At 73.3% G+C, this 19,437-nt stretch carries 14 protein-coding genes; 3 read left to right on the forward strand and 11 right to left on the reverse strand.

Annotated elements, in window-relative coordinates:
- The 6 genes from ACF1AL_RS09515 to ACF1AL_RS09540 form a co-directional block, all read right to left on the reverse strand.
- A partial coding sequence (locus ACF1AL_RS09515; RefSeq protein WP_391825723.1) for an adenosylhomocysteinase occupies nt 1-633 on the reverse strand: 633 nt, incomplete at its 3' end.
- Nucleotides 623-1,483 carry a methylenetetrahydrofolate reductase [NAD(P)H] gene (gene metF, locus ACF1AL_RS09520; protein ID WP_391825724.1) on the reverse strand — a complete coding sequence of 287 codons (861 nt, stop codon included), beginning with the start codon at nt 1,481-1,483 and terminating at the stop codon, nt 623-625. The genes metF and ACF1AL_RS09515, both read right to left, overlap by 11 nt.
- Entirely contained in the window at nt 1,480-4,944 is a 3,465-nt protein-coding gene (metH, locus tag ACF1AL_RS09525; protein WP_391825725.1) for a methionine synthase, read from the reverse strand. Before metH ends, metF begins: the two co-directional genes overlap by 4 nt.
- The gene (locus ACF1AL_RS09530; protein ID WP_391825726.1) at nt 4,941-5,924 is read right to left on the reverse strand and encodes a carbohydrate kinase family protein; all 984 of its coding nucleotides are present in this window, start codon (nt 5,922-5,924) and stop codon (nt 4,941-4,943) included. Before ACF1AL_RS09530 ends, metH begins: the two co-directional genes overlap by 4 nt.
- A 1-nt stretch (nt 5,925) precedes the next feature.
- The gene (gene metK, locus ACF1AL_RS09535) at nt 5,926-7,173 is read right to left on the reverse strand and encodes a methionine adenosyltransferase (RefSeq protein WP_366841032.1); all 1,248 of its coding nucleotides are present in this window, start codon (nt 7,171-7,173) and stop codon (nt 5,926-5,928) included.
- A gap of 182 nt (nt 7,174-7,355) precedes the next feature.
- Entirely contained in the window at nt 7,356-9,125 is a 1,770-nt protein-coding gene (locus ACF1AL_RS09540; RefSeq protein WP_386421108.1) for an MFS transporter, read from the reverse strand.
- A 131-nt stretch (nt 9,126-9,256) separates the two neighbouring features.
- On the opposite strand from ACF1AL_RS09540, the gene ACF1AL_RS09545 reads away from it, so the two are divergent.
- Entirely contained in the window at nt 9,257-9,943 is a 687-nt protein-coding gene (locus ACF1AL_RS09545; protein ID WP_391697882.1) for an N-acyl homoserine lactonase family protein, read from the forward strand.
- Nucleotides 9,944-10,115: 172 nt separating this feature from the next.
- Nucleotides 10,116-10,433 carry an antibiotic biosynthesis monooxygenase family protein gene (locus ACF1AL_RS09550; RefSeq protein WP_366841029.1) on the forward strand — a complete coding sequence of 106 codons (318 nt, stop codon included), beginning with the start codon at nt 10,116-10,118 and terminating at the stop codon, nt 10,431-10,433.
- Between the two features lie 106 nt (nt 10,434-10,539).
- Here ACF1AL_RS09550 and ACF1AL_RS09555 read toward each other — a convergent pair whose 3' ends face one another.
- The 5 genes from ACF1AL_RS09555 to ACF1AL_RS09575 form a co-directional block, all read right to left on the reverse strand.
- A complete protein-coding gene (locus ACF1AL_RS09555) occupies nt 10,540-10,941 on the reverse strand; it encodes a cupin domain-containing protein (protein ID WP_391661479.1) in 402 nt (133 codons plus the stop codon).
- A gap of 4 nt (nt 10,942-10,945) precedes the next feature.
- The gene (locus ACF1AL_RS09560) at nt 10,946-12,739 is read right to left on the reverse strand and encodes an AMP-binding protein (RefSeq protein ID WP_391825727.1); all 1,794 of its coding nucleotides are present in this window, start codon (nt 12,737-12,739) and stop codon (nt 10,946-10,948) included.
- Entirely contained in the window at nt 12,739-16,044 is a 3,306-nt protein-coding gene (locus ACF1AL_RS09565; protein ID WP_391825728.1) for an FAD/NAD(P)-binding protein, read from the reverse strand. Before ACF1AL_RS09565 ends, ACF1AL_RS09560 begins: the two co-directional genes overlap by 1 nt.
- Nucleotides 16,041-16,496, reverse strand: coding sequence for a cobalamin-dependent protein (locus ACF1AL_RS09570; RefSeq protein WP_366841025.1), 456 nt, complete (start codon nt 16,494-16,496; stop codon nt 16,041-16,043). The genes ACF1AL_RS09565 and ACF1AL_RS09570 overlap by 4 nt, the downstream gene beginning before the upstream one ends.
- A gap of 66 nt (nt 16,497-16,562) precedes the next feature.
- The gene (locus ACF1AL_RS09575; protein WP_366841024.1) at nt 16,563-17,498 is read right to left on the reverse strand and encodes a hypothetical protein; all 936 of its coding nucleotides are present in this window, start codon (nt 17,496-17,498) and stop codon (nt 16,563-16,565) included.
- A 463-nt stretch (nt 17,499-17,961) separates the two neighbouring features.
- Here ACF1AL_RS09575 and ACF1AL_RS09580 point away from each other — a divergent pair, with 463 nt between their 5' ends.
- Nucleotides 17,962-19,404: a multicopper oxidase domain-containing protein gene (locus ACF1AL_RS09580; protein ID WP_366841023.1), complete on the forward strand. Its 1,443-nt coding sequence runs from the start codon at nt 17,962-17,964 to the stop codon at nt 19,402-19,404.
- The last annotated feature ends 33 nt before the right edge of the window (nt 19,405-19,437 follow it).

Below are 19,437 nucleotides of genomic sequence, written 5' to 3' on the forward strand. Positions count from 1 at the left end.
GTTGATCGCGGGGAACAGCAGCGTGCCCTCGCGCATCATCTCGTACAGACGGTGCACACCCGTCGTCGTCTCCTCGGTGACGCCGCGGATCTCGGCGGCGAGGGCCGTCCAGTCCAGGGTGCTCGCCTCCAGCAGGCTGCGCACCACGGCGAGTTCCTCGTTGTCGGCGGGCGGCAGCGTGCCGTTCTTGCGGTGGGCGACGCCCTGGTGGACGAGGAGGGTGGCGTCACCGCCGTCGTCGAGGATCATGTTGGGGCCCGCGTGACCCGGCCAGGTCAGCGCCTGCTCGGTGCACCACCAGTACTCCTCCAGCGTCTCGCCCTTCCAGGCGAAGACCGGGATGCCGGCGGCCGCGATGGCGGCGGCGGCGTGGTCCTGCGTGGAGTAGATGTTGCAGGACGCCCAGCGGACCTGGGCGCCGAGCGCGACCAGCGTCTCGATCAGCACGGCCGTCTGCACGGTCATGTGCAGGGAGCCGGTGATCCGGGCACCCTTCAGCGGCTGCGCCTCGGCGTACTCGGTGCGGATCGCCATCAGACCGGGCATCTCGTGCTCGGCGAGGGAGATCTCCTTGCGGCCGAACTCGGCCAGGGACAGGTCGGCGACCTTGAAGTCCGTGAAGTCAGCGGACACTGAGGCTCCTTGAGGCCATGACGTCGCGGTGGATGTCCAGCGCGGCGGTGGACTTGTTGAGGGTGATGTAGTGCAGCCCGGGCGCCCCTTCGGCGAGCAGCCGCTCGGCCATGGCGGTGGCGTACTCGACGCCGATCCGGTGGCCCTCCGCCGGGTTGCCGCGGGCCCGCTCCAGCCGGTGGGCGAGGTCCTCCGGGAACGCCGCGTGGGACAGCTCCGCGAAGCGCCGGATCTGCCCGGCGTCGGTGGCCGGCATGATCTCGGGGATGATCGGGATGTCGCAGCCCGCGGCCGCGACCCGGTCGCGCAGCCGCAGGTAGTCCTCCACGTGGAAGAACATCTGGGTGATCGCGTAGTCCGCGCCCGCCCGGCACTTGGCGACGAAGTGCCGCACGTCGCTCTCCCAGTCAGGGGAGCGCGGGTGCCGCTCCGGGAACGCCGCCACGCCGATGGTGAACTCGCCCAGCGACCGCACGAGTTCGACCAGCTCCCGGGCGTAGGTGAAGCCGCCCGGGTGCGGGGTCCAGGGGCCGTTGGGGTCGCCCGGCGGGTCGCCGCGCAGCACCAGCACGTCCCGGATGCCCGCGTCGGCGTACGCGCCGATGATGCGGCGCAGCTCGGCGGCCGAGTGGCCGACGGCGGTGAGGTGGGCGACCGGCCGCAGCGTCGTCTCGGCGGCGATACGACGGGTGAGGGCGACGGTCCGGTCGCGGGAGGAACCCCCCGCGCCGTACGTCACGGAGACGAAGTCGGGCCGCAGCGCCTCCACCCGGCGGATCGCGTCCCACAGGCCGCGCTCGCCCTTCTGCGTGCGGGGCGGGAAGAACTCGAACGAGAAGGTGACCGTCACCGCTCGCCTCCCGCGTTGAAGTAGCTCGCCTCCGGGTGGTGGACGACGAACGCGTCCGTGGACTGCTCGGGGTGCAGCTGGAACTCCTCGGACAGGTGGACGCCGATCCGCTCCGGCCGCAGCAGCTCCGCGATCTTGGCGCGGTCCTCCAGGTTCGGGCAGGCCGGATAGCCCAGGGAGTAGCGGCAACCCTGGTACTCGGTGCGGAACATGCCGTCCAGCGCCTTCGGGTCCCGGCCCGCGATCCCCAGCTCCGCGCGTACACGCGCGTGCCAGTACTCGGCGAGGGCCTCGGCGAGCTGGACGGACAGGCCGTGCAGTTCCAGGTAGTCGCGGTAGGCGTCGGCCTCGAAGAGCCGGGCGGTCTCCTCGCCGATGCGCGAGCCGACGGTGACGACCTGCAGGCCCACGACGTCCGTCTCGCCGGACTCCTCGGAGCGGAAGAAGTCGGCCAGGCAGAGCCGCCGGCCGTGCCCCTGGCGGGGGAAGGTGAAGCGGGTGCGCTCGTTGCCCTCCTCGTCGAGGACGATCAGGTCGTCGTTCTTCGCGACGCAGCGGAAGTAGCCGTGCACGACGGCCGCCTCCAGCAGGCCCTCGGTCTGCAGCCGGTCCAGCCAGCCGCGCAGCCGCGGCCGCCCCTCGCTCTCGATCAGCTCCTTGGTGAGCCCCCACTGGCCGCGGAACAACGCCGTCTCGTCGAGCCAGGAGGCGTACTCCTTGAGCTGGATGCCCTTGACGACGCGGGTGCCCCAGAACGGCGGTTCCGGGATCGGGTTGTCGGTGGCCACATCCGAGCGGACGTGCCCCTCCTCGGGCCGTTCCTCGACCTCGACGGTGGCGGCCCGCACCCGGCGCTGCTTCAGCTCGGGCAGCTTCGCCCCGGGGACACCGCGCTTGATGCCGATCAGGGCGTCCATCAGCCGCAGGCCCTCGAAGGCGTCGCGGGCGTAGCGGACCTCGCCCTGGTAGATCTCGTGCAGGTCCTGCTCGACGTAGGCGCGGGTGAGTGCGGCGCCGCCGAGGATGACGGGGTACTTGCCGGCCAGGTTGCGGGTGTTGAGCTCCTCCAGGTTCTCCTTCATGATCACCGTGGACTTCACCAGCAGCCCGGACATGCCGATCACGTCCGCCCGGTGTTCCTCGGCGGCCTCCAGGATCGCGGAGACGGGCTGCTTGATGCCCAGGTTGACCACGTTGTAGCCGTTGTTGGACAAGATGATGTCGACCAGGTTCTTGCCGATGTCGTGCACGTCGCCGCGCACGGTGGCCAGCACGATGGTGCCCTTGCCGGCCTCGTCGGTCTTCTCCATGTGCGGCTCCAGATAGGCCACCGCGGTCTTCATCACCTCCGCCGACTGCAGCACGAACGGCAGCTGCATCTGCCCGGAGCCGAACAGCTCACCGACCACCTTCATGCCGTCCAGCAGCGTCTCGTTGACGATCTCCAACGCCGGACGCTGGGACAGGGCCTCGTCCAGGTCGGCCTCCAGGCCGTTGCGCTCGCCGTCGATGATGCGCCGCTTGAGCCGTTCCTCCAAAGGCAGCGCGGCCAGCTCCTGCGCCTTGGACGCCTTCAGCGACTTCGCCGTCGCCCCCTCGAACAGCTGCATCAGCTTCTGCAGCGGGTCATAGCCCTCGCGGCGGCGGTCGTAGATCAGGTCGAGGGCGGTGGCGACCTCCTCCTCGCTGAACCGGGCGATCGGCAGGATCTTCGAGGCGTGCACGATCGCCGAGTCCAGACCCGCCTTCACACACTCGTCCAGGAACACACTGTTCAGCAGGATCCGCGCGGCCGGGTTCAGCCCGAAGGAGATGTTCGACAACCCGAGCGTGGTCTGCACGGCCGGGTGACGGCGCTTGAGCTCACGGATCGCCTCGATCGTGGCCACACCGTCCTTGCGGGACTCCTCCTGACCGGTGCAGATGGTGAAGGTCAGGGTGTCGATGAGGATGTCCTCCTCACGGATGCCCCAGTTCCCCGTCAGGTCGTCGATCAGCCGCTCGGCGATCTCCACCTTCTTCTCAGGGGTGCGGGCCTGGCCCTCCTCGTCGATCGTCAACGCGATCAGCGCCGCGCCGTGTTCCTGGGCCAGCCGGGTGACGCGGGCGAAGCGGGACTCGGGGCCGTCACCGTCCTCGTAGTTCACCGAGTTGATCACCGCGCGGCCGCCCAGCTTCTCCAGCCCCGCCTGGATCACCTCCACCTCGGTGGAGTCCAGCACGATCGGCAGCGTCGAGGCGGTCGCGAACCGGCCCGCCAGCTCCCGCATGTCCGCCACACCGTCCCGGCCGACATAGTCCACACACAGATCCAGCAGGTGGGCGCCCTCGCGGATCTGCTCGCGGGCCATCTCAACACAGTCGTCCCAGCGGCCCTCCAGCATCGCCTCACGGAACTTCTTCGACCCGTTGGCGTTCGTCCGCTCACCGATCGCCAGATACGACGTGTCCTGCCTGAACGGCACCGACTGATACAGCGACGCCGCACCCGGCTCCGGACGCGGATCACGGGACGGCGGCGTCAACCCCCGCACCCGCTCCACGACCTGCCGCAGGTGCTCGGGCGTGGTACCGCAGCAGCCACCCACCAGCGAAAGACCGTACTCCCGGACGAAGTTCTGCTGTGCGTCCGCCAACTCCTCGGCCGACAGGGGATAGTGGGCGCCGTCCGACGTGAGCACGGGCAGGCCGGCGTTCGGCATGCAGGAGAGCTGGATGCGCGCGTGCCGGGCGAGGTAGCGCAGGTGCTCGCTCATCTCCGCCGGACCGGTCGCGCAGTTCAGGCCGATCATGTCGATGCCCAGCGGCTCCAGCGCCGTCAGTGCCGCACCGATCTCCGAGCCCAGCAGCATGGTCCCGGTGGTCTCCACCGTCACCGACACGATCAGCGGGGCGTCGGTGCCCAGCGCGGTGAGGGCGCGCCGGGCGCCGAGCACCGCCGCCTTGGTCTGCAGCAGATCCTGGGTGGTCTCCACGAGCAGCGCGTCGGCGCCGCCCGTGAGCAGTCCTTCCGCGTTCTGCTGGTAGGCGTCGCGCAGCACCCCGTAGGTCACGTGCCCCAGGGTGGGCAGCTTGGTGCCCGGGCCCATCGAGCCCAGCACCCAGCGCGGCCTGCCGTCCCGCGCCGCGAAGGCGTCGGCGGTCTCCCGGGCGATCCTGGCGCCCGCCTCGGACAGTTCGTGGATGCGGTGGGCGATGTCGTACTCGCCGAGCGCCGCGTGGTTGGCGCCGAAGGTGTTGGTCTCGACGCAGTCGACGCCGACCGCGAAGTACGCCTCGTGGACCGAGCGGACGATGTCCGGGCGGGTGACATTCAGGACCTCGTTGCAACCCTCCAGCTGCTGGAAGTCCTCCAAAGTGGGCTCCTGCGCCTGGAGCATGGTGCCCATCGCCCCGTCGGCGACGACCACCCGGCCGGCGAACGCCTCGCGCAGCGCCGCGATCCGTGCCGCGGCTGTCATGACAGGGCCCCCAGCCTCGGGATGAGCCGGCGGACCTCGCCGGCGCCGTAGGCGGTGCACAGCCGGTCCAGGAGGTCGTTGCCGCGCAGGGCGTAGGTCTGGGTGCCGCGGTTCTCCAGCACCACCGACGCGACGGCGCTGCCGAGCCGGGCCGCGTCGTGGGGTTCCAGGTCCCAGGCGAGGGCGGCGAGGAAACCGGCCCGGTAGGCGTCGCCGGCGCCGGTGGGGTCGACGGCCTGGCGGGGGGTGACGGCCGGGACGAGGGTGGTGGTGCGGCCGGCGCGGGTGATGCGGGAGCCGCGCGCGCCCTGGGTGGTGACCCAGGTGCCGACGCGCCCCAGCACCTGCTGTTCCGTCCAGCCGGTGCGTTCCTGGATGAGCAGGGACTCGTACTCGTTGGTGAACAGCCAGCGCGGGCAGTCGAGCAGGGCGCGCGCCTGGTCGCGGTCGAGGCGGGCGAGCTGCTGGGAGGGGTCGGCGACGAACGGGACGCCGAGGCGTACGCACTCCCGGGCGTGCCGGACCATGGCGTCGGGGTCGTCGGGGGAGATGACGACGAGGTCGGCGCCGCCGTGCCGGGCCAGCAGCCCGGGCAGGTCGATGTGGCGGGCCTCGGCCATGGCACCGGCGTAGAAGAAGCCGATCTGGTTCTGGTCGGTGTCGGTGGCGCACACGAAGCGCGCGGTGTGCAGGGTGTCGCTGATGCGCACCCCGGCGGTGTCGACGCCGTGTTCCTTCAGCCAGATCTCCTGGTCGGCGAAGTCCGCGCCGGCCGCGCCGACCAGGAGCGGGTCGAGGCCGAGCGAGCCCAGCCCGAAGGCGATGTTCGCCGCGACGCCGCCGTAGCGGATCTCGAGGGTGTCCGTGAGCAGGGACAGCGAGATCCGGTCGAGGCGTTCCGCGAGGAGCTGGTCGGCGAACCGGTGCGGATACGACATGAGGTGGTCCTTGGCGATGGACCCGGTCACAGCGATCCGCATGTCACTGCCCTCCCGTCGCCCCGGCCCCGGTGACCCCGGCGGCCGCGCGCAGGGCGTCCACGCGGTCGGTGCGCTCCCACGTGAAGTCGGGCAGCTCGCGGCCGAAGTGGCCGTAGGCGGAGGTCTGGGCGTAGATGGGCCGCAGCAGGTCCAGGTCGCGGATGATGGCGGCCGGGCGCAGGTCGAAGACCTCGTCGACGGCCCGGGCGATCCGGTCGGTGCCGATCTTCTCGGTGCCGAAGGTCTCGACGAACAGGCCGACCGGCTCGGCCTTGCCGATCGCGTACGCGACCTGCACCTCGCAGCGGGAGGCGAGGCCCGCGGCGACGACGTTCTTGGCGACCCAGCGCATCGCGTACGCCGCCGAACGGTCCACCTTGGAGGGGTCCTTGCCGGAGAAGGCGCCGCCGCCGTGGCGGGCCATGCCGCCGTAGGTGTCGATGATGATCTTGCGGCCGGTCAGGCCGGCGTCGCCCATCGGGCCGCCGATCTCGAAGCGGCCGGTCGGGTTGACCAGCAGCCGGTAGCCCTCGGTGTCGAGTTTGATGCCCTCCTCGGCCAGCCGGGCCAGCTCGTGGTCCACGACGTGCTCGCGGATGTCGGGCGTGAGCAGCGACTCCAGGTCGATGTCGGAGGCGTGCTGGGAGGAGACGACCACGGTGTCCAGGCGGACGGCCTTGTCGCCGTCGTACTCGATGGTGACCTGCGTCTTGCCGTCCGGGCGCAGGTAGGGCACGGTGCCGTCCTTGCGGACCTCGGTCAGCCGCTTGGACAGCCGGTGCGCGAGGAAGATCGGCAGCGGCATCAGCGTCGGCGTCTCGTCGGAGGCGTAGCCGAACATCAGGCCCTGGTCGCCGGCGCCCTGGCCGTCCAGCTCGTCGCGTTCCGCGCCGGCGGCACCCTCCACCCGGGACTCGTAGGCCGTGTCCACGCCCTGCGCGATGTCCGGGGACTGCGCGCCGATCGACACGGACACGCCGCAGGAGGCGCCGTCGAAGCCCTTGGCGGAGGAGTCGTAGCCGATGGCGAGGACGGCCTCGCGGACCAGGGCGGGGATGTCGGCGTAGGCGGACGTCGTGACCTCGCCGGCCACATGGACCTGACCGGTCGTGATCAGCGTCTCGACGGCGACGCGCGCGGCCGGGTCGTCGCGCAGGATCGCGTCGAGGATCGTGTCGCTGATCCGGTCCGCGATCTTGTCGGGGTGGCCCTCGGTGACGGACTCCGAGGTGAACAGGTGCAGGGACACGGACCCTCCAGGGTGAAGACAGCCGGACCTCGGTTGTCCGGCCAGCGTGGGGGCCGCTTCTGCAAAGCGACTCGAAGGGCTCTACAGCCCGGCACACACGCGGGGGCCGCCGTACGCGTGCGTACGGCGGCCCCTGGCGCCCGGCCCCGGTCCGGCCGGGCGCGTCTCGTGCGGCGGTCGGCTCAGGCGCGCTCGGCGCTGTGCGCCTGCGGCGCCCCGGCCTCGCCGCCCTCGGGTGCCTCGGCGTTCTCCTCGCCCTCGGCCCACTCGGGCTTGCGGGCGTGCTTCGGCAGCATGAACGTCAGCAGGAAGCCGAGGACGATGACGCCGACCTCGTACCACAGCACCCGGCCGGTCGCCTTGGCGTAGCCCTCCTTGCGGGCCTTGTCGGAGGCCGTGGCGAGCGCCTTGCCGACCCGCTCCTCCTGGCCGGCCGGCACCGCGCCCGCGGGCAGGATCCGCCGGCACACGGCCGGGGGCTCGCCGGCGTTCTCGTTCTTGCCGCTCTCCTTGGCGCAGGCGCGGAAGTTGGCCACGATCGTGTCTTGGGCGGGCGCGGCGACACCGGCCGCGACCAGCTCCTTGCGCAGCTGGGGAACGGCCGTGTCCGCGCCCGGGACGGCCTGCCCGGCCAGCAGGTTGAAGAACAGCACGCCGATCACGGCGACACCCGCGGCGGCACCGAGCTGGTCGGCGGTGCTCAGCACGCCCGAGCCGGAGCCGGCGTGCTCGACGGGCACCCCGCCGAGGACGATGTCGACCACCGGCGAGATGACGAAGCCGAGTCCGAGGCCGAGCACGGCGAGCGCCGGAGCCAGGTCCCAGCCGCTGATGCCGGAGCCGAAGTGGTTGATCGTCCAGATCAGGGCGACCATGCCGACACCCATGATCACCATGCCGATGCTCAGCACCTTGCGGCCCATCTTGATGGCGAGGACCGCAGAGAACGACGACGTGATCATCGCGCCGAAGGAGAACGGCACGGTGGCGAAACCGGCCGCCAGCGGCGAGAAGCCGAGGCCGACCTGCAGGTACAGGGTGAACGGGAAGAACAGGCCGGAGATGATGGCGAAGAAGCTCAGCATCACCAGCAGGCCGGCCACGAACGACCGCTCCTTGAACAGGCTCGGCTCCACCAGCGCCGACCCGTCGCGGGCCGCCTTGCGCTGCTCGTACACGCCGAACACCACGAACAGCGGCACCGAGCAGCCCATCGCGACGAACGACCAGGTGGGCCAGCCGTCCTGCTCGCCCTGCACCAGCGGGTACAGCAGAGCCAGCAGCGCCAGCGTCACCAGCGCGACACCGACCAGGTCCAGGCGCTTGATGTTCGGCGAACGCGACTCGCGCACATAGGCGGCCACGCCCAGCAGGGCGAGCAGGCCGACCGGCACGTTCACCAGGAAGATCGGCCGCCACGACCAGCCGAACAGGTCGGCGTTGACCAGGACACCGCCCAGCACCGGGCCGAGCATCGCGGCGATGCCGGACAGGGCGCCGAACATGCCGAACACGGCGGCGCGCTCCTTGGGCGGGAAGGCCACCTGGAAGACGGACAGTCCCTGCGTCATCACGATGGCACCGCCGAGGCCCTGCACGACCCGGGAGGCGATGAGCATCTCCGTGCTCTGCGCCACGCCGCACAGCAGCGAGGCCGCGACGAACACGACGATGCCGATGGAGATCATCCGCTTGCGGCCGAGCATGTCGCCGATGCGGCCGACGGTGATGAGGCTGAGGGCGAAGGTGAGCGTGTATGCCGCGGCCACCCACTGGAGCGCCGCCTTGCCGGCGTCCAGGTCGGTCTGCAGCACCGGCAGTGCCACGTTCACGATCGTGGTGTCGATCAGGTCGAGGGCGATGGCGACAAGGATCACTGCGGCGGCGCGCCACCGCTGCGGGTCCGGTACCCCCTCCCCTTCCAGGTACGTCTCGTCTGCTGCGTGCGTCACGGGGCTCTCCTGTCGTCCGACGGCGCGCTTGCGCCGAGTGTGATCGCCTCCGCTTGAGCGCCGCTCGAGCGTGCGCGCCGACCATGCGGGGCGGCAGCGGCGCCCGCCGCGCCGGAAGGGAACGCGCAGACATGAGGCTGTACTTGCTGAGGCTGGGCACCATCCCGGGGCTTCAGGCGCCGGTGCCCGGCTATCTGATCCGGACCGACCAGGGCCGCACCGTGCTGGTCGACACCGGTGCCGCGCGGGAGGGCGGCCCCGTCCAGGTGGGCGAGGGCGAGGACGTGGTGGCGACCCTGGCCCGCCTCGGTGTGCGCCCCGAGGACGTCGACACCGTGGTCTGCTCCCACCTCGACCCCGACCACACCGGCGCGCATTCCGCTTTCCCGCACGCCGAGTTCGTGATCCAGCGCGAGCACTACGACCTGGCGCGCTCGGGCACCGTGCCCCGGCTGGCCGCGTCCCGGCCGCTGTGGGACGTGCCGGGGCTGCGCTACCGCACCGTCGAGGGCGACACCGAACTCCTGCCCGGCATCGAGCTGATCGCCTCCGGCGGGCACGTGCCCGGCCACCAGTCGGTGCTGGTGCGCCTGGAGCGCACCGGCCCGGTGCTGCTCGCCGTCGACGCCATCCCGATGAGCGCCGCCCTGGACCCCGACCGCCGTCCCGTCCTCCCCTTCGACCTGGACGAGAAGGAACTGCGGGAGAGCACCCGCAAGCTCGTGGACCTCGCCCGCGCCGAGAACGCCCTGATCGTGCACGGCCACGACGCCGAGCAGTGGAAGACGCTGCGCGTGGCGCCCGAGTACTACGACTGACCCTGCACGCCCAAGCGAACCCCACCCCGCGACGGACGGGGCCCGGAACTCCGCGACGGACGGGGCCGGACCCCCGTGACGAACGGGGCCCGGACCCCCGCGACGAACGGGGCGAAGACCCCCGCGACGGACGGGGCGAAGACCCCCGCGACGGACGAGAGGCACCGAGACGATGAGCAGTGAACGCATCCGTGTGGTCGTGTACCTGCGGGCACCCGAGGAGGGCGCCGAGCCGCTGGAGGACGCCTACCGGGAGATCAGCTGGGTGCGGCCCGGCACCATCCCGGGGCTGCTGCGCAGCGAGCTGCTGCGCGACGTGGACCGGCCCGGCGAGTACGTCCTGCACGGCGAGTGGGAGAACCTGGAGGCCTACCGCACCTGGCAGTTCGGCCCCGACCACAAGGACAACCCGTCCGCGCTGCGCCCCTTCCAGGACCGCTCGCGCGGACGCCACTACGCCGTGTACGGCATCGCGTCCGAGGACGTCTGAGCGACGCCGGCGCAGACCCGGCGCACGGCGCAGACCCGGCGGACGGACGAGGGCCGCCGCACCGGACAGTCGGTGCGGCGGCCCTCGCCGTGTGTGCAGGGGAGCGTCACTCCACGGGCTCGGCCGGTTCGACCGGCGCCTCCCACACCACCAGCATCAGCGCGCCCTGTTCGGTGCGCGGGGCGTGCACGCTGCCGGGGGCCATCACCAGCAGCGAGTTCTTCGGGTGCCGGCCGTCCTCGGTGATCAGCTCGCCGTCCAGCACGAGGATGATCTCGTAGCTGGTGTGCCGGTGCGGCGCGGCCGTCGCCCCCGGGTGGTAGCGCACCAGGGAGGCCGCGGGCCCGGCCGGCCCGGTCTGCTCGGTGGTGTACAGCGGGAAGACCTCCACGCCGACCCGGCCGTCGGCGGTGAGCGGCGTGAACTTCAGCCGCCGGACCAGCTCCTCGGGCCGGTCCAGCCCCTCGACGAGCAGGGGAGCGGAGGCGGTGGCCTGCTGCTGCGACATGACGTCAACTCCTCGTGAGATGCGGGGAAGTGCGGGGGGTGAAGGGCTCGCCGTACTCGGCCAGGCGCTCGCGCACGATGCGGCGCTGCACCTTGCCGGAGGTGGTGCGGGGCAGCCGTACGGCGAAACACAGCAGTTCGGGGCGGCCCACCGGGGACAGGGCCCGCTCGACGTGGGCGAGCAGCTCGGCGGCGAGCGCCGCGCCGGGCTCCTGCCCGGGTGCCGGCACCACGACGGCGAGCGGCAGCAGCCCGGCCCCGGCGTCCGGCACCGGCACCACCGCGACCTCGGCGACGGCCGGGTGCGCCCGCAGCGCCGCCTCCGCCTCGTAGGGGGACACCCGGTGCCCGTACGACTTGAAGACGTCGTCGCGTCGCCCCAGCACCCGGATCCAGCCGTCCGCGTCGCGCTCGCCGAGGTCGCCGGTGGCGTACCAGCCGCGGCCCAGCGCCCGCCGGGTGCGCTCGGGGTCGTCCGGGTAGCCGGCCATCACGCCGACCGGCCGGGCCTCGTCGGCAGGGGAGCCCGTCCCCAGCTCGACGCTGATCTCGCCCGACCGCGCGCACGGTTCGCCGGTCTCCGGGTCGCGCAGCGTGATGCGGTAGCCGGGCAGCGGGCGGCCCAGCAGACCGGGCCGCGGCGCGCAGCCCGGCGGGGTGCCGATCAGCGCGGTCGTCTCGGTCTGCCCGTACCCGTCGCGTACGGCGACGCCCCAGGCGTCCCGTACGGCGGTGACGAGGTCCGCGGGCAGGGGCTCCCCGGCGCTGGTCGCCTCCCGCAACCGGGGCCGCGCCGCGCCGAGATGGGGGCGCAGCGCCTGCCAGGTGCTCGGCGGGGCGCAGAAACTGTCCGCCCGCAGCTCCCGCAGCAGCCGGGGCAGCGCGGCCGGGTCCACCGGGCCCTCGGGCAGCGCGACGATCGTCGCCTCGGCGTTCCACGGCACGAACAGGCTGCTCCAGGAGTGCTTGGCCCAGCCGGGGGAGGAGACGTTGACGTGCCGGTCGCCGGGCAGCAGCCCGTTCCAGTACAGGCTGGACAGGTGGCCCGCCGGATAGCTGAGGTGGGTGTGCGCGACCAGCTTGGGCGCCGAGGTGGTGCCGGAGGTGAAGTAGCAGAACGCCACGTCGTGCGCCGGGGTGGGCCCGTCGGGCACGAAGCGGTCGGTGACGTCCTCGGCGAGCCGGTAGTCCGTCCAGCCCGGCGGCACGTCCTCGCCCGGGCCGGGCACCGCGATCCGCGCCCCGGGCACGTCCACGCCGGCGAAGGCGGGGACGGCGGCCGAGCGGCACACCAGGTGCGCGAGACGGCCCCGGCGGACCCGGTCGGCGGCCTGGTCCGGCGTCAGGTCCGGGTGGCTGGGCACCACCACGGCGCCCAGCTTCAGCGCCGCCAGCAGCACCTCCCACAGCTCCACCTGGGTGCCGAGCACCACCATCAGCCGGTCGCCGCGCGCCACGCCCAGCCGCGTCAGCCACACGGCCACCGCGTCGGAGCGGGCGGACAGCCGGGCGTACGACACCTCGCGGGTGCCGCCGTCACGGCCGGCGAGTACCAGCGCGGGCGCGTCGTTGCCGTCGGCGACGACGTCGAACCACTCCAGCGCCCAGTTGAAGTGCCCGGGCCGGGGCCACCGGAACAACGCCGAGGCGGCCTCGGCGTCGGTGCGGTGGCGCAGCAGCAGATCCCGCGCCGCCCGGAACTCCCGGTGCGCGCCGGTGAGCCGAGCGGCACGGTGGGCGTGGCCGGACGGGGCGGTGGTGGGTCCGGAGGGAGGGGCGCCGGGGATGTCGGCGGGCATCAGGGGGCTCCTTCGTCGGAGGTGTCCAGGGCGGCGCTCCAGCGGGGGCTCAGGACGACGCCGCTCAGCGCGGGCCGGCCGGCCGCGGCGGGCGCACCCGACAGGGCGTCGGCGGCGATCGCGTCGGCGTCGGCGGTGAACTCGCCCCACACGCCCGGGCGTCCACTGCCGACCTGGGTGAACCAGCGGGTGAACTCGCTGGGGATGCCCAGCACGTACATCCCGGTCTCCGGCCGCCCGTCCGCGCGCAGGGGATGGAACGGGGACCCGGTGACCGCCACCCCGCCGGTGGCGAACTCGGCGCCGTCCGGACCCCGGTTGACGTACGGCGTCAGCAGCCCCTGGTCGCGCAGCCGGGCGGTCAGGTCGCCGTCCGCGCGGCGCAGGTCGGGCTCGGGTATCCGGGCGTCGATGAGCACGTCCAGCGCGGTACGGCTGCCCGCGACGTGCGGCGACTCGACGTAGAACGTCCCCGTCTCCGCGTCGGCGCCGTACCGGGCGTCCGGGCCGGCGACGCGCAGCAGCCCGGCGTCCAGCAGTGCCAGCAGCTGCTCCACCCGCACCATGGGCGGCCCGGTGGTGAGCCGGGACACGGTCGGCACGAAGTCCGCCAGGAAGTCCTCGCGGTGCGAGCGGGGCGCGAGACCCGAGTAGTCCACGGCCGTGCGCAGCACGCCCCGCACGTCCCGGATGGTGTCCAGGCACGCCTTCACCGGCCCCTCGGCGTTGCCCTCGGCGGCCAGTTCCAGGTCCCGGCGCAGCAGCGCCGCCAGCTCCGCCTCGAAGTCCCCGGGGCTCGCGAAGCGGCGCCCGCGGAACGGCCAGGCCCACGCGTCGAGGTCCAGGGGGTGCCAGCCGCGCAGCCCGCACCGGGTCGCCGCCCGGAACACCGCCGCCTGCGGCGCGGCACCCTCCCCGCGCACCGCCTCCTCGGCCTCGTGCGTGAACCGCTCGGCGATGTCGGGACCGTAGGCGCGTTGCAGGCCCGCCGCGCAGCGCACCAGCTCGACCTCGGCCAGCAGCCACGGCAGCACGTCGGCGCGGAAGTCCAGCGGCCCGCGGCGGCGCAGGGCGCGGATCCGCTCCCGGGTGAACAGCCGCGGCCGGTAGGTGTGCCGGGGCCCCTTCTGGTTGCGGCCGCGCGCGAACAGCGGCACCCCGCTGCGCGACCCGGCGACGACGACCGGCTCGCGCCCGCTGGGCTCGTAGCGCAGTCCGCCGCCGGCGGCCGGCACGAACCGGCCACCGCGTCCGGCGGTGAGCGCGGCCAGCACGTCGTAGAAGGACAGCCCGAGCCCGATCACCCCGACCACGCTGCCCGGGGCGACGTCGTCGAGCGGCATGTCGATCGCCGAGTCGCCCCGCACGTAGCGCAGCCGCGGCCGCTGTGCCGCGAAGTCGGACAGGGCCTGCTGGTCGGGCCGCAGCGCGGGCAGCGGATGCCCGGTGGTCAGCACCACCCGGTCCGCCCGCAGCCGCTCCCCGCCGCGCAGGGTCAGCAGATACCGCCCGTCCGGCCGGCGGACCACCGTCTCCACGTGCCGGCGCAGCCGCCGCAGCCGCAGCGTGTCCGGCGGCAGCGTCTGCTCGATCCGGTCCAGGGCGTAGGCGAGGTACTGCCCGTACAGGCCGCGCGGCGCGCACACGTCCGGCGCCGCCCGCTCGGGCTCGACGACCCGCCACCACTCGTACAGCGACGGGCCGGCCCCGGCGCGGGCGGGACCGCCGTCCGGCGGGCCGGAGAAGATGGTGACCTCGCCGGAGACCGTGTTCATCATCGACCAGCGCGGCTGGTCGGTGCGCCAGATCCGGCCCGGCCCCACCTCCACCGCGTCGATCGCGTACACCTCGACCGGCCTCGGCGCCTCCTGCTCGGCCAGCCGGGCCGCCAGCCGCTCCAGCACGGACGTGCCGCGCGGCCCCGTGCCCACCACCGCGATCCGGTACGGCTCCGGGGACGCCGCCTGCGGCAGCGGCTCGGGGAAGCCCGCCGAACCGGACTCCGGGGCGGCCTCCAGGGCCAGCAGATCGTGCCGGTCGGCGGTGTAGCGCAGCATCTGCAGCAGCCGGCCCGCGGTGACCGGGGCCGGGGCGGAGCGGGCCGGGCCCGTCCGGCGCGGCAGCGGCAGCCGCCCGGTCCGGGTCCAGCGCAGCCGGCCGTCGCCGTCGACCGCCGCCTGCGTCAGGCCCCGGTTGTCGGCGTGCAGGCAGAACGGCACGTCCAGCAGACCGGCGGCGAAGGCGCGCACCAGCGCGGTGCCCACGTCCTCGTGCAGCTCCAGGGTCGCCTCCACCAGCGCCCCGGCCTCGGCCAGCACCTCGCCGAAGTCCACCTCGCGCGCCCACGGCACCCGGCCCTCGCCCCGGGCCCGACCGGCCGCGTCGTGCGCCGAGCGCAGCGCGGCGATGTTCTCCGCGACGGTGGGCAGCCGTACCGCCTCCACCGGCGTCTTCACGATGAGCCGTTCGGCGCCGCCGCGCACCGCCAGCTCCACGCTGCGGTCCATCAGCAGCCGGGCGCCCTGCGGGCTGCCGGGGAAGACGCCCATGTACGTGTACAGCACCAGGTGCCGGTCGACATGGCCGGGCAGCCAGGTGTCGGCGAGGGCGCGCAGCGCGGCCAGCGCCTCCACGTCCTGGCGGGCGTCGGTCTGCTGGGCGTAGCTGAGGGAGACGCTGGGGGTGCCCTGCTGGACGAAGAACAGCGCCTCCAGCAGGCTGGTCGCCACCAGCAGCGACGGCGGGCACAACTGGCCGAGCAGGCAGCCGCCGAAGGTCTCCAGATGGGCCCGCAGCCCGCGGGCCCGGCTCAGCTCGGCGAACTCGGCCGTCGCCGCCCGCCAGTTGGCGACCGACTCGGCCAGCGGGGTGCGCCCGTAGGGCAGGCAGTACGACACCGGGCCGCCTTCGCTCGCGGACAGCCCGGCGCGGGCCATGGTGCGGAAGATGGCGCCGGGCAGCGCGGAGCCGTGCCGCACCTGCACCGGCCGGGCTCCGGCCGCGGCCGCGACCTCGGCGGTGACCCGGGGCCCGTGCGCCACGAGCGGGAAGCCGTTGAGGGCGTCGCCGGCCGCCAGTGCGGCCCGCGCCCGGTCGTGGTCGCCGACCCGGGTGTAGCTGTCCAGGGTGAGCGTGCCGACGGTCGGGAACGGCAGGGAGCAGACCGACCGCAGTCCCGCCGCCATCGCGTCCGGGGCGGCCATCCCCATCCGGGGCTGCACGACGAGGCGGCCCGCGTCCGCCGCCCGCCGCACATGGCTGCCCAGGTCGGCGGACGCACGGCCGCGCACAGACTGCTCCGTCATACCGCCCTGCCTTCCGGCGCCCGCTGCGGCAGCGCGCCGAGGACCCGGCCGATCGCCGCGGTGTCCGCGGTGTCGGTGAACACCGCGTCGAAACCGGCGTCGACCAGTTCCCGGGCGGCCGTGCTGCCCTCGTCGCCGTCGATGCCGAGCTTGCCGCCGATGACCGCGGGCGTGTCCCCGGCGACCGGGTCGGCCCGCAGCTTGCGGATCACCCGGGCCCCGTCGAGCCGGCCGTGACCGTTGACGGTGCTGACCACCAGCAGGTCGGGCCGGATGCGGCGCACGGAGTCGAGCAGCAGCCGGTCGGGTACGCACGGCCCGAGATTGACGACCTCGTGCCCCATCTCCTCCAGCAGCAACTGCAGGAAGACCAGGTTCCAGGTGTGGGCGTCCGAGGAGACCGTGGACAGCACGACGCGACGCCGCCCGTCTCTTTGGGCCACCGTCCTCATAGTTGCTCATCTCTCTCTCGCGTAGGACTGGCTGATGGCTTGCAGGCAGGACTGGACGGCGGCGGGTCAGCGGAGCGTGACCAGCTGCCACATGCCTTCGAAGGCACGCTTGACGAGCGTCTGGCGATTGCTGATGAAGGAGGTGAGCAGATACCGGCCCGGCGGGAGCGAGAGCGAGAAGACGGCGCCGGCGCCGGGCTGCAGAGGGGTCAGCCCGACGGGCACGCCGGAGAACGGGTAGACGGGCGGCTGCTGGCCCTTGCGCAGCGCCTCCATGCAGGCGGTGACGTCGGCGTCGGTGGACCCGGGGGTCACCGCCATGAACATCACCTCGTTGAGCTGCCGGGTGTGGTTGACGACCTGGAAGGTGCCGTCGGCGGGCAGCGTCGTGGCGGTCAGGTAGCGGCCCTGGTCGCCGTCGTCGTACGGGGCGATGAGGTGCGGGGCGACGCGGGGGCGGCCCTGCGGGCGGGTACCGGTCACGGTGAGCGCGGGCACGCGTTCGGGGTGGGCGGGGTCGTAGGTGGTGTAGTCGATCAGGTGGTAGGTGCCGGGCGCGAGGACCCAGGTGACCTCCACCGGGCCGCCGGGCGCGCTGACGGCCGGGCCGCCGAAGTAGCGGGCCTCGTTGTCGATCAGCGCGAGCGCGGCACGGCGCTCGGCCGGGTCCGTGGCGGTGGCGGCCTGCCGGTAGTGGGTCAGGAAGTCCGGCAGGGTCACGCCGGGCGCCAGCCGGAGCAGCCCCAGCGGGTGCTGCAGCTTCTGGTCGGGGGTCGTGGCCCGCAGCGTCACCACCCCGGCGGCCACGGTGGACGTGCTCAGGGTCAGGGCGTCGGGCGCGGCCACCGCCTCGATCACCTGCTCCGCGCGGCCGGCGCGCGGGCGGGTGCCCGGCTGGGCCACCGCGGTGGCGGGCAGCAGCGCCGCCGCGCCCGACGCCATGCCGATCAGCAGTCCGCGACGGCCGAATCTCGACGCCCCGTCGCTGGGGTTCGCGTGCATCACCGGTTCCTCCTTTGGTCCGAGGCCCGGCATGCTCCGTAGACCGGCTCAAGAGTGACTGCAGGGCCTATCGAGACCCACCGCCGACCGGCCGCGACGCGGTCCCCTCGGGGAGCGGGGAGGAGACCGCGGCGGGGCCCGGGGCGGGTCGCGGGGCGGGCGTTCGCGTGCGCGGGACACGCCGCTGCGGGGGCCCGGCACCGGCGGGGCAGCAAGTGTGCGTGGACTCACGGAAGTTGGCCGGGACGCGGCGGTGCGGGATGCGGCCGGGGTGGCCGGGACGGGTCCTCTGAGCTGCCGCGGCGGGTGCGGACGGCGGGGGCGGTATACCGCCGCTCAAGTGGGCGCCTAGGGCGCTGCGGCTGAATGTGCGCTGCCGGGCCCCGGGCGCCGCCGGCGTCGGCGGGCGTCCGGGCGAGGGGCCGCCGGAGCGGCCGAACGCCGCCGAACAAGGAGAGAGCACGTGCTGACTCGCAGGCAACTGATCAAGGCGAGCGCCGCCACCGGTGCGGTGGCGGCCGTCTCCGGCGCGGGCATCGCCCTGGCCGACGGTCCCGGCGGTGCGGCGGGCGCGGCCGAGGAGCCGTTCGCCCTGCCCCTGCAGCAGGCCCGCGTGCTGCGCCCGCTCACCGCCGGGCGCGGGCGCCACGCCGCGGCCTACGACGTCTACCGGCTGACCACGCAGGAGACCGACGTCACCGTGCTGCCCGGCACCACCACCCGGATGCGCCTGTTCAACGGCGAGGTCGCCCCGGTGATCCGGGCGACCCGGGGCCGCCCGGTGATCATCGAGCAGACCAACGCCCTCGGTGTGCCGTTCTCCATGCACCTGCACGGCGGCCACGTCACGGCGCGGCACGACGGCCACCCCGACAACGAGGTGCTGCCCGGCGCCAGCCGCGTGTTCAGCTACCCCAACCAGCAGCGCGCCTCGTCGATGTGGCTGCACGACCACTCCCACCACGCGCACTCCGAGAACGTCTACTACGGCGCCGTGGCCGGCTATCTGCTCACCGACGAGTTCGAGGAGAAGCTGCCGCTGCCCAAGGGCCGCTACGACGTCCCCCTCTATCTGCGCGACGCCAAGTTCGCCGCCGACGGCTCGCTCGTCTACGCCATGGACGGGTTCATGGACCGGCCCACCGTCCTGGTCAACGGCCGCCCCCGCCCGTACTTCGAGGTCGCCGCCCGCAAGTACCGCATCCGGCTCACCAACACCTCCAACGAGCGGGCGTTCCTGCTGCAGCTCGGCGAGGGCGACGAGATGACGCACATCGCCTCGGACGGCGGCCTGCTGCCCGCGCCGGTGTCCGCCCGGATGCTGGAGATATGGCCGGCCGAACGGCAGGAGGTCGTCATCGACTTCTCCCGCTACCCGGTCGGCTCGAAGATCGTGCTCAGCAACAAGCTCGCCTTCCCCGGCGAGGCCCCCGAGGTCATGCGCTTCGACGTGGTGCGCACCGCCCCCGACCACTCCCGGGTGCCGGACCGGCTGCGCCCGGTGCCGGACCTGGGCACCCCTACCGTCGAGCGGTCCTTCGTGATGTCCTTCGACGCCGCCAGCGGGCAGCACCTCATCAACGGCAAGCCGTTCGACCCGCAGCGCGTCGACCTCACCCCGCGGCTCGGCACGACGGAGATCTGGACCGTCCACAACACCGACACGAGGTTCGGCATCCCGCACTCGATGCATGTGCACCTGGAGCACTTCCAGATCGTGGACCGCGACGGCCAGGCCCCGGCGCCGGGCGAGGCGGGCCTGAAGGACACGGTCACCGTCATGCCGGGCAAGAGCGTCCGCTTCAAGCTCAAGTTCACCGACTACACGGGCAAGTTCATGTACCACTGCCATCTGCTGGGCCACATGACCATGGGAATGATGGGCCAGATGGAAGTCGTCGACTGAACGGCCCGCCGCGCCTCATCGAGCATCCTGGAG

Origin of the sequence: Streptomyces sp. NPDC014801, assembly GCF_043082085.1 — a bacterium.
GTDB lineage: Bacteria > Actinomycetota > Actinomycetes > Streptomycetales > Streptomycetaceae > Streptomyces.